This window comes from Glaciimonas sp. OK215 (genome assembly GCF_057787885.1).
Genome location: NZ_CM173544.1, coordinates 909,400 through 926,329, shown reverse-complemented (window position 1 = coordinate 926,329; position 16,930 = coordinate 909,400). Strand labels below are relative to the sequence as shown.

12 protein-coding genes are annotated in these 16,930 nt (G+C 53.7%); 7 read left to right on the top strand and 5 right to left on the bottom strand.

Features of this window, described 5'->3' with window-relative positions; genetic code table 11:
- Window positions 1–227: 227 nt before the first annotated feature.
- The 3 genes from AC3CHX_RS04130 to AC3CHX_RS04120 all read left to right on the top strand — a co-directional run bounded on the left by AC3CHX_RS04130 (window position 228) and on the right by AC3CHX_RS04120 (window position 3,339).
- Window positions 228–881: a phasin family protein gene (locus AC3CHX_RS04130; RefSeq protein WP_488642828.1), complete on the top strand. Its 654-nt coding sequence runs from the start codon at window positions 228–230 to the stop codon at window positions 879–881.
- A gap of 876 nt (window positions 882–1,757) precedes the next feature.
- Complete coding sequence (locus AC3CHX_RS04125) at window positions 1,758–2,093, top strand: helix-turn-helix domain-containing protein (RefSeq protein WP_144737403.1); 336 nt, start codon at window positions 1,758–1,760, stop codon at window positions 2,091–2,093.
- Window positions 2,077–3,339: a type II toxin-antitoxin system HipA family toxin gene (locus tag AC3CHX_RS04120; protein ID WP_488642827.1), complete on the top strand. Its 1,263-nt coding sequence runs from the start codon at window positions 2,077–2,079 to the stop codon at window positions 3,337–3,339. The genes AC3CHX_RS04125 and AC3CHX_RS04120 overlap by 17 nt, the downstream gene beginning before the upstream one ends.
- 489 nt (window positions 3,340–3,828) lie before the next feature.
- Here the strand turns inward: AC3CHX_RS04120 and AC3CHX_RS04115 are convergent, their stop codons facing one another.
- Window positions 3,829–4,014 carry a hypothetical protein gene (locus AC3CHX_RS04115; protein ID WP_488642826.1) on the bottom strand — a complete coding sequence of 62 codons (186 nt, stop codon included), beginning with the start codon at window positions 4,012–4,014 and terminating at the stop codon, window positions 3,829–3,831.
- 1,458 nt (window positions 4,015–5,472) lie between these two features.
- Between AC3CHX_RS04115 and AC3CHX_RS04110 the strand changes: the two genes are divergently transcribed.
- Window positions 5,473–6,090, top strand: a complete 618-nt coding sequence (locus tag AC3CHX_RS04110; RefSeq protein WP_488642825.1) for a phasin family protein — start codon at window positions 5,473–5,475, stop codon at window positions 6,088–6,090.
- Window positions 6,091–6,782: 692 nt separating this feature from the next.
- Here the strand turns inward: AC3CHX_RS04110 and AC3CHX_RS04105 are convergent.
- The 4 genes from AC3CHX_RS04105 to AC3CHX_RS04090 form a co-directional block, all read right to left on the bottom strand.
- Window positions 6,783–7,622, bottom strand: coding sequence for a LysR family transcriptional regulator (locus AC3CHX_RS04105; RefSeq protein ID WP_488642824.1), 840 nt, complete (start codon window positions 7,620–7,622; stop codon window positions 6,783–6,785).
- A gap of 6 nt (window positions 7,623–7,628) precedes the next feature.
- A complete protein-coding gene (locus AC3CHX_RS04100; protein WP_488642823.1) occupies window positions 7,629–8,033 on the bottom strand; it encodes a DoxX family protein in 405 nt (134 codons plus the stop codon).
- A 43-nt stretch (window positions 8,034–8,076) separates the two neighbouring features.
- On the bottom strand, window positions 8,077–8,883 hold the full coding sequence (locus AC3CHX_RS04095) for a DODA-type extradiol aromatic ring-opening family dioxygenase (protein ID WP_488642822.1): 807 nt from the start codon (window positions 8,881–8,883) through the stop codon (window positions 8,077–8,079).
- Between the two features lie 1,037 nt (window positions 8,884–9,920).
- Window positions 9,921–10,934, bottom strand: a complete 1,014-nt coding sequence (locus AC3CHX_RS04090; protein WP_488642821.1) for a GSU2403 family nucleotidyltransferase fold protein — start codon at window positions 10,932–10,934, stop codon at window positions 9,921–9,923.
- A gap of 572 nt (window positions 10,935–11,506) precedes the next feature.
- On the opposite strand from AC3CHX_RS04090, the gene imuA reads away from it, so the two are divergent.
- From imuA to AC3CHX_RS04075, 3 genes are read left to right on the top strand one after another with little or no spacing between them, the layout of a single operon-like run.
- A complete protein-coding gene (imuA, locus tag AC3CHX_RS04085; RefSeq protein ID WP_488642820.1) occupies window positions 11,507–12,247 on the top strand; it encodes a translesion DNA synthesis-associated protein ImuA in 741 nt (246 codons plus the stop codon).
- Entirely contained in the window at window positions 12,180–13,649 is a 1,470-nt protein-coding gene (locus tag AC3CHX_RS04080; RefSeq protein ID WP_488642819.1) for a Y-family DNA polymerase, read from the top strand. The genes imuA and AC3CHX_RS04080 overlap by 68 nt, the downstream gene beginning before the upstream one ends.
- 5 nt (window positions 13,650–13,654) lie before the next feature.
- Entirely contained in the window at window positions 13,655–16,801 is a 3,147-nt protein-coding gene (locus AC3CHX_RS04075) for an error-prone DNA polymerase (RefSeq protein ID WP_488642818.1), read from the top strand.
- Window positions 16,802–16,930 lie beyond the last annotated feature (129 nt).

Below are 16,930 nucleotides of genomic sequence, written 5' to 3'. Positions count from 1 at the left end.
AATTTTCGGCGATAAGGAGCCATTTGGTTCTCGGCGTTGAGGCGTCAGCAGATTGTCGGCGCAATGGAGCCACAGGATTTCCGCCGTAAAGGAGCAAGGGAGACAATTGCTGCAATGCGGGACCTACGAGACTACGGTGGCACAAGTTTTGAGTGTCGTTGGAGGTGGCCAACAAGCTCCTGGGTTTATTTACGAATAAACTTATTTGCAAATAACCCTCGACATCATTGACCCATCAAGTAAAATCGACCACGTTGCATCGCACCATTTTCACTTCGTTTGGCATAAACCATTCATTGAATAAGGAGAAGCACGTGTCTTTTAATCAAGAGCAATTTACCTCCGCGACGAAAGCCCTGTTTGAATCCCAAGCCGCCTCGTTCCAGGCACTGACCAGTAAAATAATCGAAGGCGCAGAAAAGGCGATTGCGCTAAATATCGCTGCTACGAAAGCGTCGGTAGAACAATCGATTGCGGTCGCAAAGCAATTGTCTTCCGCCAAAACCCCGCAGGAATTTTTCTCCTTGCCCGCCGTACAGGCAAAGCCGACTGCGGAAATAGTTGCTTCATATAGCCGTGACTTGACGGATATCGCCTCTGGCGTCCGGGCTGAGTTCTCGAAAACCGCTGAAGCCCAATTTGCAGAAACAAAAAGTAAGATAACTGCACTGGTGGATAACGTGACCAAAAGTGCACCGGCCGGCTCCGAACATGCGGTTGCGCTACTGAAATCGGCCATCGACAATGCCAGTGCCGGCTACGAACAACTGACCACCGTCACCAAGCAAGCCGTAGAAACGGTTGAAGCGCAGGTTGTGAACGCTACCGGGCAGTTTTCGCAAGCTGTTGAAAAGGCTGTTCCTAAAGCGAGCAAGAAATAAGCGATGGCCGGTGCAGTATTTTAATGGGCCGCGCTTGCGGCCCGTTTTCTTTTCTGCTACCCGCTTTTGGGCTGGTGTGCATCGGAAACGATTGACGACGCCGTCCGCCTGCAAAAGTATCCGAATGGGCAACAGGAAATAGCCGGGAATTCTCAAAGTCATCAAAAAGACAACCTCATGCAGAATTCGTAGGCAATATTGATTCGATACTGCGCCAAATCAATCTCGCGAAGCATTGGAGATTTTTCTATCTGTGACGACTCGGGTACCAGACTCCAAATTTTTAAGGCCTGATATCAAAGGAGCGAATTTGAACTGTTTTAATCGACCTAACAAAAAAGATTGCGCCAATGTTGCGTCGCTCAAAGACCTAATGAGCACGCCACCGATGACTGCGGAACAATACTGGGCGGTGATTCACAAACGTAGAGAACAGCGAAGGATGGTCGAGGCCGCGCGGGAGTTGAAGACAGAGAGCCAACGAGATTCTTGGTAGTTGCTTCCGGTACCGGCTCACATAGGCGTCGCACGATTAGCGTGCTCCGCGGTGATTTTTAAATCGTTATTGGTCATCCTTCCGGTCCTGTACCGACTTTTTCATCAAAGCCGCGACTTCCGACCGCGCCGTGAATTGTCCCAGGCCTTCCTGGTACATTACAGCGCCGATATGCACCAATTCATCGAAATTTTCGGGTATCCGGATTTTCGTGTGGATTCGTGCGCAAGCTTCCCCAAGGCCGACAACTCTGCTGACACGCATCATAGATGCGTCGTTATACGACATAAAGTCGCAACTATGGCACTATTGCGTATCCGGTAGTGTTCATAGATAAAGCGTTGTGCGCTATAATGACCTATCTATGAACGGAGTAAGTCATGCCAAAGAAACTCTCCAAGGCTGAAACTTGGCCAACACTGGTGCAGGACCGCCTCACTGCATGGGGTAAGTGTATCAACACGCAGCGCCTACGTCAGCGTATCACTGTCGCTGATTTGTCTGCCCGACTGGGTATCTCCCGGACGACACTGCTCCGGCTGGAAAAAGGGGACCCAGGTGCAGGTGCAGGAGCATATTTGACAGCGCTTCTTGCGCTAGGCATCGTCGACCAGGCGGCACCAGCACTGCCTGCCGAGCTGTGGCAAGGTGACTACGGTCAGCGCGTCAAGTTGAGTCTGCAGGAAAAGGGAGCTGACGATGCTGAGTATTTCTAAACCGATATACGTCTATCTGCAGCGGCCAGATAGCGGCGAGTGGGTCACAGTTGGCCGGTACAAGGCAGGTAAACCCGGAGAAGGTTTTTTCAAGTACGCCCCCTCTTACATTGATGCAGGGCTTGCCTGGGCCATTGACCCGCGAAACTTACCGTTTTTGCCGGGAACTGATGTCACGGCGCCACGGTATCAAGGCCTGCATGACGTCTTACGAGATGCATGTCCGGATGCATGGGGACAGGCCTTACTGCGCCAAGAACATAATCTGCCGGAAGATGCTCCGCCGCTGCAATACTTGCTCAAAGCCAGCAACCTTGACCGCTGGGGTGCGCTTGCCGTAGGTCCAGGCGCCAAGCCGCCGGACGCGAAAGTGAACACCCCTGGTCTGCCTCAACTCAGTGAGGTTATTGAAGAATTGGCGGCACTCGCGGAGCGCCGTCCTACGATACGCGCAAAAATTCGTGCAAGGTTGGTCCAGACGGCCAGCGTGGGTGGTGCGCGGCCGAAAGCCACGGTGCAAGGTGACAACGGTCAGTTTTGGCTGGTTAAGCCGGAGATTGCAACAGACGTTGCCAATATTCCTCTGCTCGAGCACGTGGGTCAGCGGTGGGGCGCGGCAAGTGGATTAAATTTTGCCCAAACCGTCTTTCACCCCGCCACACGTGGCAGGAATGCGGTACGGGTTCTAAGGTTTGACCGAACCGGCCGGCAGCGCCACATGTGCGTGAGCGCCGCGTCTTTGTTGCAGGCCGAATATCCGGGACTCCTCCAGACGGACCGCTGGAGCTATCCGCGTTTAGCCGAAGAACTGCGGTTGGCAGGTGTACCAGTTGAAGACCGTATCGAACTGTTTGGCCGCATGGTGTTTAATGCGGTATGCGGCAACGATGACGACCATGTGCGCAATCATGCCATTGTCTATAAAGCAGAGGAACGCCGCTGGCGGCTCGCGCCGGCTTTTGACGTCGTGCCTAACCCGGTTGAAACGCCAGTTCGTCTTCACATGCAGCTATCTCAGGGGCGCTTCGACATTTCTCGGGACTCTGTATTGGCTGACGCACATCGTTTCGGATTTACGAGTGCAACGGAGGCAACAACTTACCTCGATGACCTGCTAGCACGTATCACGGCTGGTTTTGCCGAGGTCGCACATTGGCTCGACCAGGACTGGAAAAACGTACTGCACGAACGGTTGTCTCACAACCTTGTCATCCTGAGCGGACGGCAAGGGCTTAACGACAGGTAGGTATTTTTGACGAGCTATCGAACCGACGGTTTGTTGAGCAAACCGAATAGCTTTCCACACGTTAATCCGGATAGCCAAATTTTCTTTCGATAGGCGCCCTTTAGAGTCAGCCATCAACTGTGCAAGCCTCAAAACATTATCGGCCCGCGTCGCTTGCACTTCGCCAAGCGTTGCCGCTTGTTTCCTGAATAACTCCAGGACATCGTCTTGCGTCATCGCCATCTCCCTGTTGAAAGACTCGGTATAGGTGGTTGAGTGGTCGAGTAGCCCAAAGAAATGGTCGTTTTCTAACCGAGGATGGACTGCTGACTTCTCAGCCAATCTTGAATTGGATGGGCTCAGTTTCGAACGCATTCAGATGCCCTTGGCTCTTCAGGATTGACAGAGCGAAGTTTTGAGCTATGAATCGAGGGGTGGAGTTGTCGCCAAGGCAAAGGACCAGATAAATCTGGATGTCCCTTGTGACTCGAAAGGTTTCAGCAATGCGACTTAGTACTTGGCGCGACTTTTCCCGTAACCCAGCAGCGTTGCCCATGCTTCAATTCCGCCTTCAGTGTCACATAGTGCTGTCAGCATGTCTTCAGCGGCGAGCAACTCAGCCTGGGCGGCTTTAGTCTCTGTTTTAGTGGGGGGCGCAACGCACAGGGGAGAAAATGTTTCCAATTCGGCAATCATGAAGTTCCCTATGAATGTTTCCAATCGGAGTTTAAGCATAGGTCACAATGCCCAGCATAGGAAGGTAATGTGCCGTGTCTAGCCGAAGCCCCACCTCTAATCTGGCAAGTTTTGCATGTTGTTTGATAACCAGTGGGCTACTGTGGTGCGCAGCCCAAGAGTGCCTTGAACCCCGCCGGAAACCAGTAATCCCATGGATGGAGCTAGCGTCCGCTTTATTCAAAAGCGAGGCAGTCCCTTCCATGAACGTAGTAACGGATGCGCTTCATTTAACGCCACATTCCGATTTTCGCAGTACTGGAATACGTCGTACACTGTGCGTGCATATGGTCTATCCACTTAGCCCCACAAGATGCATTTCCGGCATTTTTGGCGTGGTAGCAATGTGTTTCAAAAAAATCTGCAGTGGTCCTCATTGCCGGTGTGTGTCGGGATTGCGCCGACCAAAACGTGGCCAAACTGGCCAATTACATCGCCAAAAGTCCGATGCAGTCTTCTATTGGCAACAAATGCGAAACATTGGTCTTTGAAATGAGAGAGGCGACCAACCCGCGCTGCGCGGGCATTTTTACGTCCTTGTACGTTACGGTCGCGGCGATGGTCTAATGACGGTCGTTGGTAGGATGATTTTCTCCTCCCCTAGCGCCCACTCCGCCTGCGCCCCTAGCGCCCGCTCCACCGGCACCCCTAGCGCCCACTCCACCCGCGCCCATAGCGCGCATTCCGCCTGCGCCTTCGTGGTGACCCACCCCGACCATGCCTTCGTGGTGGCCGAAACCTTCTCCGCCATGGAACCGATGACGACCATCGTGGAACCCATCATGACGATGACCACCTTCTGAAAAGAACCCAAAGTCGAAGAACGCAGGCGCCCCTACTATATAGTCTGGAGCGATTGAATATACGGACTGACCATATGGGTACGTGTCATAGGGGTACGTGTCATAGGACGAATAACCCCCAAAATAGGTGGGCTCATATGCGGCGCAGCCCCCAAGACCGGATGCGAGCAGTAGCGAAAATGTAAGGCGTTTCGCTACGCCTTTCAAGTGCTGGTTCATGATGTCGAGCGTAAATATACGGGGAAATTCCGTATCTAAAAATTAGACAAACGGCATTTCCGGCAGTTCTGCAAACTCACACCTTGTTACGTTGTCGCCGCCCCGTTCGAGCTTTTGTCGCCAGAAGACCACCTGCGGAGCTAAGTGGATAGCCCAAGCATGCATCCAGTTAAACGTAAAGCGGCGCGCAAAAAATGGAGTGGTACTCGATGGAAATCGGTGTGCTTTAACGTCAGGCAATATCCCCCGAGCGCTCGTCTTCACCGCGACTCCAGTCGATGTGCGACGTAAAGAGACCCAACATTTCCCCTTATCGCACAACGCATCGATTGTCCAATAAACACGAGTAGCCCACGAGAGAAAACTGTTAGACACAATCGCATGGACCCCATATACTTTGCTGCGGCGCACAAGGCACATCCGATGTCAGCGTAATCAAATCCCTACCCTAGGAGAAATCATGTTTTCGAATACAGAACAATATACGTCTGCGAGCAAAGCCTTTTTCGAATCCCAACTCGCTGTATTCAGTGCGCTTACGAGCATAGCGGTCGAGGGAACAGAAAAGCTTGTTGCATTGAACATGGCAACTGTCAAAGCATCCGCCGCCGACTCGGCAGCCGCAGCGAAGGATTTGTTGACGGCCAAAGACCCGCAAACCTTCTTCGCCCTGGCAACTGCATACGCCAAGCCCAACGCCGAAAAAGTCGCTGCCTACAGCCATCATTTGACCGATATCGTGTCTGCAACGAAAGCGGAGTTTACCAAGGTAGCCGACGCGCAAGCCGCCGAAGTCCAAGGCAAGGTAAGCGACTTGGTGAATACCATTGCTAAGAACGCGCCAGCCGGTTCTGAAAACGCAATTGCAATGCTGAAATCGTCCGTCGAAAACACACAGGCCGCCTACGAGAAAATAAACAGCGCCGCGAAACAAGCCGTCGAAGCGACCGAGGCACATGTCGCCAAAGCCTCAGACCAGTATACGCAGGCCGTAAAAAAAGCAGCGGCGAAATAAAAAGTAAATTGCCAGAAATTGAATGGGCTGCGCTTGCGGCCCATTTTTTTACTAAATTGCAGAACACCGATTTTTCCTAATAATTGAATCGTCTCGTCAAGAACGGGCACTTTCCGCGAGACAGGTCACGGTGCAGGTTAGTTAATTGTGACCGGTACTCGAACATTCCAAATCCTGTTACGTAAGGAATGCTAGGCACCCAGCACGCCACATCCACAATTCGCCAAATATCCCGCAGGGAGACTGTACTGCCGGTGAAGGAGCGATTCTGGTACTCGGAAAATTGACACCTGCGTTTGCGCAAGTCGACAATTCTTCCAACGCGCTTGTAGCAGCAGCGAATCGACCAATCGACACAGCAAGACTTTGCCCCTAACTGCCACCTAAAGCGTGCTTGTGTGTTGGTGCCGACGCATTTTTTTTGACCGGTGTGGCGGGATTTCGACCCAGCCGCATGGCTTACAAACCGTTGCCAGAACTGGGATTGGTCGGCTTTGGGATGGAGCAGTTCAGTTTCGGCATCTGGGTCAATTCGCGACCGGCGCCAACAACTGTTGAACGCTCGCCCGTTGCAAGTATCGACTTTATTGTTCAACTTGCAAACCGAGCTGCAGCACAATATAGCTCGTCGTGTCGCACTGAAATATTCAGGCTAGAGAGATTCAATCAAAAAATCGATGAATGTTCGTACTTTAGGGGTAAGGTATTTTCGGCTCGTGTAAGCTGCGTAAAGCGTTACTATCGGCTTTTCGAGGTCGCCCAGTACGCATTCCAATGCGTCCCGCAGCCAAATCCGATTCAATCAGCCATATCGGCAAATAGCCGAATCCGACCTCTGCCAACACACTTTGGTAGGCAAGCGTTGAATCGTCCGTCTTCATGGCTACCGGCAAGCTGACTGCGCCTTTCCCGGCAAGCCCTTCAACCAGTTTGTCTTGTGCAGACTTGATATAAGACGGCAGTACGGCAGCATGGCGGCCCAGCTGGCTCAACCTGTCCAGCGGTCCGTGCTTTTTAAGATAGGTTGGCGTCGCAACGAACATGAAGCGAACCGGACAAATCGGTCGCACAATCAGTGTTGGCACTTCCGAAAACGTAGCGCGAAGCGCCAAATCAAATCCTTCTTCCGCCAGGTCCACCCGCCAGTTACTCAGCCGCAAATCCAGTGTCACCTTGGGGAACCGTTCTCTGTAGCGAGCCAGTAGGCTGGCTATGGTTGCGTTGGCGAACCATCCCGGTGCCGTTACCTTGAGAACTCCTCTAGGCTCAGCCACGCTGCCGCTCAAGGAGGCTTCTGCCATCTCCAGGGTGTCGAGGGCATCCTTACACTGCTCGTAATAAACTGCGCCGGCCTCCGTCAGGCTGACGTGACGGCTGGTGCGATTGAATAGCCGAACTCCGAGATGGCGCTCCAGATGGGCGACGTGCTTGCTGGCCATGGCGGCCGAGACTGCCATCTGCTCGGCCGCGCCAATGAAGCTTCCTCGCTCGACGACCTGTCGAAAGACTCGCATGCTGACGAGCGTGTCCATCAGTGCTTAGGCGTTCTTGCGCGCAGCATCAATGCTGAATGCCCCTGCGCCGGCGACCGAAAGATAGAGGAAGGCAAAGCAGTACAGCGCAGCCAACTCGCCCTGGTTAAGGATAGGTAAAAATCCATTTGGCGCATGCGCCATGAAATACGCGACCGCCATCTGGCCGCACAGAATGAAAGCGACTGGCCGGGTGAATAGGCCAACCAGCAGGAATACCCCGCCAACCAGTTCCAGCACGCCCGCCGCACCCATCAGGGAAAACACCTGTACTCCATCAAACATCGCGATATGGGGCATGCCGAACAGTTTGGCCATTCCGTGTTGGAGATAAAGAAATCCGATAATGATGCGCAGAAGCCCGAGAATGCGCGGTGTCCAGACTGCCTGAAAAGAAATGTTGTCTTGCATGGAAATTTGCTCCTTATGCGGTGGTTTGAGAAAAATTGGTTTGTCAGCCAAAGGCGAACCCGGAAACGACGACATTCATGACCTTGTCTTCGAATATCTTGCGCCCGGCATCGCCGCCCGCGGCGCCTGCGGCGACCATGAGTGGCAGCAAGTGGTCCGGATTGGGTTGCGTCAATCGGGCGTCCGGCGCTTGCTCCCAACTCTGAAGCAATCGGTTGCGGGCATCGGCATCAGGCTCGGAAGTGGTCGCTGTCAGCCAGTCGTCGAATCGTCGGGAAGCCTCCGTAAAAGCAGGAGTGAAGCCGCGCATGTTATGAAAACTCATGCCGCTGCCAACAATCAGTACGCCTTCGTCGCGCAGCGCTCGTAGCGCTTCGCCTGCGCGCAGATGCTCGGCAGGGTCGAGCCCGGTTTTCAACGACAGCTGCACAATGGGGATGTCTGCATCCGGGTATATCAGTTTGAAGGGGATGAAGGTCCCGTGGTCGAAGCCACGCTCAGAATCCGATTTGGTGGCAAAGCCTGCCTCGCCAAGCAGCGCTTGAATGCGCTTGGCCAGTTCCGGCGCGCCGGCAGCCGGATAGGTCAGGCGATAGGTATGCTCGGGGAAACCATAATAATCAAAGAGGAGCGGCGGATGCGCGCCAGCCATCACAGTGAATGCGTCCTCAACCCAGTGAGCCGAGACCACGACAATCGCTTTCGGGCGCCGGCCGATAACGGGGGGAAGGTTCTTCAGGAAATCGCCCATTTTGTTCCACATGTCGGGCTGACTCGGCCAGTCCATGAAAAAACATGGACCGCCTCCATGAGGAATGAAGAGTGTGGGTAGTGCATTGGTAATAGTCATAGTGGATATCCCTTTCAGACTAAAACGACTATAACCACAAACAATTAAGCAATCAACACTGCTTTAGTTGATGAATCATTTCCTGTTAGTTGATGATGTTTAGGATTTGCCGTGCAGACTGCCGAGTCCAGGGGCGACCCCTCGCATGCGGCTTGGCGACCGATAGAAACACTAAGCTGTGGGCCGTTACGGGATGGCGCTTACCTTTTGCCAAAAATTGACGAACACGAAAGTGCCTAGACGAAGCTCGCTTACTCGGTTGCTCGGAGCGACGGGCGCAAGGACACCTCATGTATTTGGCATACACAAGCCTGACACAATAAAAAAACCCGCGAGACCTTTCGGTTGCGGGCTGAAACCAACCCTTGGGAGGATATTGGATGAAACGAATCAATTTTACTACGAAGTTTGTGCAGTGCATCACAGTAACGTACCGTGGCATGCGATAAAAAAAGAAGCCCCGCACCAGTGAAAGTGCGAGGCTAATACTTGCCAATATGAGAGCTGACTCCCGAAACCCAGTTCTATCTGAAAAGTGGCTCCGACTGTAGCGAATCAACTCTCGTATTTCCCCTCCGAAAAGGAAATTACTTGCCAATAAACAATAAGCGTCCAGCACATGTAATGTACTCAAACAGTTGTCGTGCGGCAACATTTATTTTAGGTTTTCGCGTAAGTTCTTCCGACACTTCGAGGTTGCTGCAGGCGCTATCGTATTTTTGCTCTAAACGATGGAACGTCGCTGACATTGGTAATGTGTAACGACCTGCATTGCAAACTGGCGCGACCACAGCATTGAGCGGCTTTTTCGACCGGGAATAACTACCTCTTTCGGGTATCCGGATTATCGTGTGGAAACGGCTATCCCAATGTTGGGCTCACAAGCTTGAACAACCCGCTGGCGATTAGCGATGAATTGTCGCAGGCTCAACATGCCGATTTTATTGCGATAGGAATTGCAGCCTGAAAGACGTAACGTACGCGGAAGTACGACGGGGCTCTCAGTCCACTCCTTTACCAACGTCTGGCACTCGTGCTTACGGCGCGAATGACGATACCGCTGCGCGCAAGTCGGCTGAAAAGGGGAGAAGCTCATCAAAGGTCAAATGTGGCAGGTACTGGTGAATGAGCTTGATAACTACTCGAGCCTGGTTCGCATCGCGGCACTTCTTCACAGGGTCTCGGTCTTTTTGTACCGACATCCACATCTTGAAGAGTGCGAAAGCACGGGGGTCCACAGTGGTCATTTGAGCCATCCTCCCATTTACCCCGACAATGACCGATTGAAACTTAGGCGCACTGAGCAGCCAGTCGACATTTCTGGCCTTAACGGCCCAGAAGTCTTTGTCATGCGTGCTCAGTCGGTCGGGCTCCCGGTCGCTACCGGACCCTTCTCGCCGCAGCAGGTCAACCTGGTAGCCATCTTTGTTCACTGCGGTGTAGAGCTCCGTCGGGCTCTTCAGCTCAAACGACTTATCGACCGTCTTCAAAATGCCGAGCAGGCCGGACGGCTGCAGCTTTTCACGGGTGGCCAAAGTAATACGTTTGCGGTTGTCCCACAGGATGTCTCGGTCCTCCGTCGCGAGATGCTCTTGTTCAATTCGAATACCGGCGGTGGCCTCATAGCAGAACAGCGCATTCGTATCGATGACGAGCATATTTTCGTCCAGTCCTGCGTTGTGAAGACTGTTAAGGATGTCGATGACCGTTGAATCGACCCGGTGGAGGTATCGCGCGCGGTTAAGCTTAGCGTGGACCGCCATTTTCTTGTGGAGTCCTTCGAGCCGCTCCGTGACGGTGGCCTTACTGCCCTGAAAGTTCGCGTGGATGGCCTCGGTTTCGGGTGACCGGGGGCCAAGGCTGGTCTGCGCACCGCGCCTGGAAACTCGGATGAGGTACTCCCGACCCTTTTGGACGCGCCAGAACATGTTGCCCTCCAGGTCACGGGCCTCTCGTTCAGCCGCACAAGTGGCCGCGAACGCCTCCCGAGCATTCACGTATTGACGGCGTGATTCGCCGTCAAGCGGCGTAAATCCATAGTCAGTTTTCATGAGCCTATATTGGCAAGTAAGTCATTGATTTTAAAGTTGTTTCAAAAGATTCGTGAACAGATACGAGTTTTTGTTGAAAACTATTAAAAATCAATCACATACCTTGTATAGCGTATGTGGACTATCCCTATCATTCTGCAATATTGCCGACCTAGCGGCCTCGGCCGCACAAGTTCGTCTTGCGGTTGTCCTGCGCTTCATCTTCTCTCACGATTCTGCCCAGTTGAGACGTTCGTAGAGCTGCAGAGACCGCCAACTATGCTGCACACAATCCGTCTCACCGCATTAGAACGGTTTCGTTGAATTTGGTTGCCGTCTCAATAATATTTTCTACCTCGCAGGCGGCATCTGAAATTACCCACAGTTTGTGTGGATAGCTGTGTGGATAACTCATGAAAGCAGCCTCCAAGCCCATTGCCAGCAAGGAAAGCCAAGCGTGCCTATTTAATTGTCAACACTGCCAAGTGCACCTTGTATTTGCTAATCTTCAGCGTTTATATAATACTGTATGCATATCCAGTATTTTGCATATCAAAATTATACGAGCGGCGTCCTTGACGTGAAGAAAACCCATGTTGGCCTCATCCATCCCATCGAGCAATTCGGCTCGCTCACTCGTACAGTTGCCGCAGGACGTCTGGCGGGCGAGCGAGTTGGCAGTGTCCCGGGCGACTACGTGTTCCACCGGTCACGCTCTGCTGGATGAGGAACTGCCAAACGGCGGCTGGCCAAGGTCATCTCTGATTGAACTCCTTTTGCAGCAGGCCGGAATCGGCGAGATGCAGTTATTGAAGCCGGCGCTTGCCCGCTTGTCGAAAAATCAGAGAATTGCGCTGGTTCAGCCGCCATACATCCCGCATGCGACTGCCTGCAAAACATGGGGCATTGAAACCAATCAACTGCTTTGGATACGGGCGACGAGTACTGGTGACGCGTTGTGGACCACCGAGCAGATTCTGAAGAACGGTAGCTGCGGCGCCGTCATTCTATGGCAGTCGAATGTACGGGCGGAGTCATTGCGTCGGCTGAACCTGGCGGCTCAGACCACAGATACCTGGTTTTGGTTTATGCGACCGATGGCCTGTAGCGCCGATGCATCGCCGGCGCCGCTGCGGCTGGCACTTCGTCCGGCACTTGGCGGAGTTTTACTCGAAATTGTTAAACGCCGGGGCCCGCATTCTGATACCCCTTTATTTGTCCCGCTCGCCGACATGCCCACTGGGCGCCATCTCTCGGACAAAGAAAATGCGACTTTTGTTGAGCATATACCTGCCACTGTTACCGCTCGAAACGTTGCGCCCGTCCTGGTCTAAACCGGGCTCTTATACGGTGATGCATCACGAGCAGGTAATCGTTGCGTCACGAGAAGCGTCACTTAGTGGCGTCAAGGTCGGCATGCGCGCGGGCGGCGTGTCTGCTATCTCCCCGGACACTGAAATGCTGCAGCGTAGCTTGGAAAAAGAGCAGTTGGCGCTCGATGCCATCGCAATGGCACTGCTGCAGTACACACCTGAAGTGGCCTATGCCGATGACTTCAGTATTCTATTGGATGTCAGTGCAAGCTTGCGATTGTTCGGTGGCCCGTTAGCGATTTGTAGGCGTGTCAGTTGCAGTCTTGCAGGGCTTGGATTCACTGCCAACGTTGGGGCGGCACCCACTGCAAAGGGGGCGTGGTTATTGGCGCGAAGCGCACGAACTAAAGGCAATTCACTGCGGCGCCGCGTGCTCAAAATGCGCACATTAACGCGTCGGCTTGACGGTTTACCATGTCATCTATTGCCCACGGCGCTTCCACACTATGATTGGCTGAACGGCATAGGCGCTAAGAATTTTGGCGCGCTACGTCGGCTGCCGCGTTCCGGATTAATTCGGCGCACCAGCAAGCATTTATTGGAAGACCTGGACCGCGCTTTCGGTGACATGCCCGAGCTGTTTGAATGGATAAAAGTGCCCTCGACGTTCTCTGCAAGCGTCGAGACCTTCGACCGGATTGAGCATGCTGACGCCTTGATGTTCGGAGCAACCCGGCTCATCCTTCAAATGACCGGATGGCTGGTATCGCAGCAACTCGCCGTGACGATATTTACCCTGTCGCTCGAGCACGAGCGGGGACGGTCCGCGATACCTCCAACCGCACTGGAGATTGCGTTAGCTGAGCCGGCTTGGAAAGACGCCCACCTGATTCGGCTGCTGAGGGAGCGGCTGAGCAAAGTAGAACTGGTCGCGCCCGTCATAGGCATGCGGCTAGACGCTCGACAGTTGGTGCCCATGCTTCCCCCCACTCAATCGCTGTTTCCGGAGCCAGGTGGCTCGCCAGCCGATTTTTATCGACTGCTAGAACTGCTGACGGCCAGGCTTGGAGCCGAAAATGTGCTGACGCCAGTCTCGTCGCCTGATTATCGGCCTGAAGTGTGCAATTTGTGGGTACCCGCGACCGAAAAGCCGCCGAAGGGAAATGACGAGGGAGAAGCGCTCGAGCGGCCATTTTGGTTACTCCCAAAACCGATAGCGCTGCTGATGCGAAACGACCGCCCCTTTTACGGGTCACCGCTGAAACTGATTCGTGGACCAGAACGGTTAGAAGCCGGGTGGTGGAATGACCAAACTGCGGCCAGAGACTATTTCGTCGCCCAGGCAGAAAATGCAAGTTGTTACTGGATTTACCTCGAACGAACACGCGAGGCGCGCTGGTTTTTACACGGACTGTATGCGTAAAAATTATGCCACCGATATCATCCATCTTGCCGGCATATGCCGAGCTTCAGTGCCTGACGCACTACACATTTTTGCGCGGCGCCTCATCGCCTGAGCAGATTGTCCAACGAGCAGCCACGCTCGGCTATCACGCTGTGGCCGTCACAGACGAATGTACTCTCGCTGGTGTGGTCAAAGCCCACTTAGCTGCGAAGAACCTTGGGATTTCCTTGATAATCGGTAGCCAGATGACCGTCACGCCAGAGGACGGAAGCCAGGCGTTCACACTTCTTGTCCTCGCAATGAACAAGAACGGATACGGGAATTTGAGTGAGCTGATTACGATTGCGCGCACCCGTGCTGAAAAAGGTTGCTATCTCGTTAGACCACGCGATATTGCCAACCCCGCTAACGAGTTTGCGCATCTGCGCGGAATGCCGGATTGTCAGTTGATACTGGCTCCAAAATACGGCGCGACATACGAGGAGCTGGAAAAGCAAGCGGCTTGGTTGCTGCATTGTGCACCGGGGCGTGCGCGGATTGCGATGACGCTGCACTATCGGGCGAACGATGACAAACATAAGTCCTTGGTGACAGCAATCTCTCAAAAATTCAGTTTACCGATGGTAGCTACCGGCGATGTCTGCATGCATGTCCGCTCATTCAAGCCACTGCAGGACACAATGACTGCTATCCGCCATGGCATCCCTGTCGAAAAATGCGGGTACCGACTTGCCCCGAACGCCGAGCAGCACCTTCGGTCGCGGGTAAGGCTTGGGAACCTCTATACGAGACAGGCATTGGATGAGTCAGTGCGCGTTGCTGACCTGTGCCGATTTTCACTGGACGAGCTTCGGTACGAATATCCTGACGAGCTTGTTCCGACAGGCGAGACGGCCAGCAGCTACCTCCGTTCCGAGAGCTACCTGGGTGCGCACTGGCGCTATCCCGATGGCATCCCCGACAATGTACAAGCGCAGTTAGAGCGAGAGTTAGGGCTCATTGCAGAAATGCAGTACGAGAGCTATTTTCTAACCGTGTACGACATCGTCCGATATGCTCGGTCCAACCATATCCTCTGCCAAGGTCGGGGGTCTGCTGCCAATAGCGCGGTCTGTTACTGCCTCGGCATTACCGAAGTAGACCCGGTTCGCGGTACGCTGTTGTTCGAACGTTTCATATCAAGAGAGCGGAATGAACCGCCAGACATTGATGTCGATTTTGAGCATCAGCGCCGCGAAGAGGTCATCCAATACATCTACAAAAAGTACGGCCGCATGCGGGCTGCACTGACTGCCGTCGTCATCAGTTATCGCCCGCGCAGTGTGTTGCGTGATGTAGGGACTGCGCTTGGAGTTGACCTTTCCGTCGTCGACCGAGTAGCGAAGGCAGGCCACCGCTGGGGCGGTAAGGCAGATTTACGCGAGAGGTTGCAAAGCTGTGGATTTGACCCCGATTCGGCTATCGCTGAAAAATGGGGCAGCCTTGCTGAGCAAATGATGCGGTTCCCCCGACATATGTCGCAGCACCCGGGCGGATTTGTCATCTCGCATTCGAAACTCTCGCGCCTGGTGCCCATTGAGAATGCGGCAATGGCAGAACGTTCAATCGTTCAATGGGACAAAGACGACTTGGACGCGGTTGGATTGCTGAAAATCGACATTCTTGCACTTGGTATGTTGAGCTGCATCCGGCGCGCTTTGGAGCTGGTGTCCGAGCAGCGCGGAGAACGCTTTGAGCTGCGCGACATCCCAGCCGAGGATGCCGCCACCTACGAAATGATATGCCAGGCTGACACCGTCGGAGTATTCCAGATTGAAAGCCGCGCGCAGATGTCGATGCTCCCGCGTTTGCAGCCGCGAATTTTCTATGACCTCGTGATTGAAGTTGCCATCATCCGCCCCGGGCCAATTCAAGGTGGCATGATTCATCCGTACTTGAGGCGCCGTCAAGGGATTGACCCGGTCACGTATCCGAGCGTCGAAATGGAGGCTGTGCTCTCGCGTACGCTGGGCATCCCGATTTTCCAAGAACAAGTGATGCAAATCGCGATGGTCGCTGCCGGATTTTCTGCTGGAGAGGCTGACCAGCTGCGGCGCGCGATGGCGGCTTGGAAGAGGAAAGGCGGCTTAGAACAATTTGAGGACAAGCTCATGACCGGGATGGCAGAACGTGGTTATACGACAGAATTTGCCACATCCATTGTTGGCCAAATTAGAGGATTCTCGGAGTATGGTTTCCCGGAGTCGCACGCTGCAAGTTTCGCGTTACTTGCATACGCATCTAGCTGGCTCAAGTGCCACGAGCCGGCTGCGTTTTTGGCGGCATTACTCAATAGCCAGCCCATGGGGTTTTACTCTCCATCGTCGCTGGTGCAGGATGCGCGCCGTCACGGTGTCGATGTCCGAGCAGTCGATGTTTGCATCAGCAATTGGGAGGCAACGCTTGAGCTTACGGACGGTGGCGCTCTGGCGGTACGTCTCGGGTTGAATAACGTACGCGGCATGGAGCAGGACGCCGCGTGGCGAATTGAAGAAGCTCGGGCGATTAGTCCATTTTCTGACACAACGGATTTGGCTAGTCGTGCGCAATTAAACGCAGGACACCTTCATGCGCTCGCGTCTGCAAATGCTCTGGAATCGTTGAGCGGTAATCGTCGACAGGCATTATGGCAAGCAGTTGCCAGCGTGCCCGACAAAGGGCTGCTTCGTGCAGCGACAGTCATTGAGACCCCGGTCCAGCTTGAGGCACCGTCGGAGGCGGAAAGCATTGTCGCGGATTATCGGCACCTGGGGCTCACGTTAGGGAGACATCCGCTGGCCTTGCTGCGAGAAAGGCTGACGAAGATGCGCTTTCTACCGGTAGAAGTACTGAATACTTTTTCAGACGGGCAATTCGCTCGAGGCTGCGGGATTGTGACTGTTCGTCAAAGACCGGAGACTGCCAATGGCGTGATATTCGTAACGCTGGAAGACGAGACCGGACCAGTCAACGTTATTGTCTGGCCTAGCTTAGTCGAGAAGCAACGCGCTGAATTGCTCGGCGCTTCTTTGCTGGGGGTATATGGCAAATGGCAGTGTCACAATAACGTCCGTCATCTGGTTGCAATGCGACTGGTAGACCTATCTCATTTTTTGGGCGACTTGGAAACGCGGAGTCGTGATTTTTCATAGTGATGATGCGCTGGAAGTATTCGCATCAAACTTACGAGTGATTCACATCTAAACGTGAACAGCCGCTATCGGCCAACAATACCAGCCGGTCAGGGCCGGCTTGACGAAGACCGCATGCCTAGACAGCAC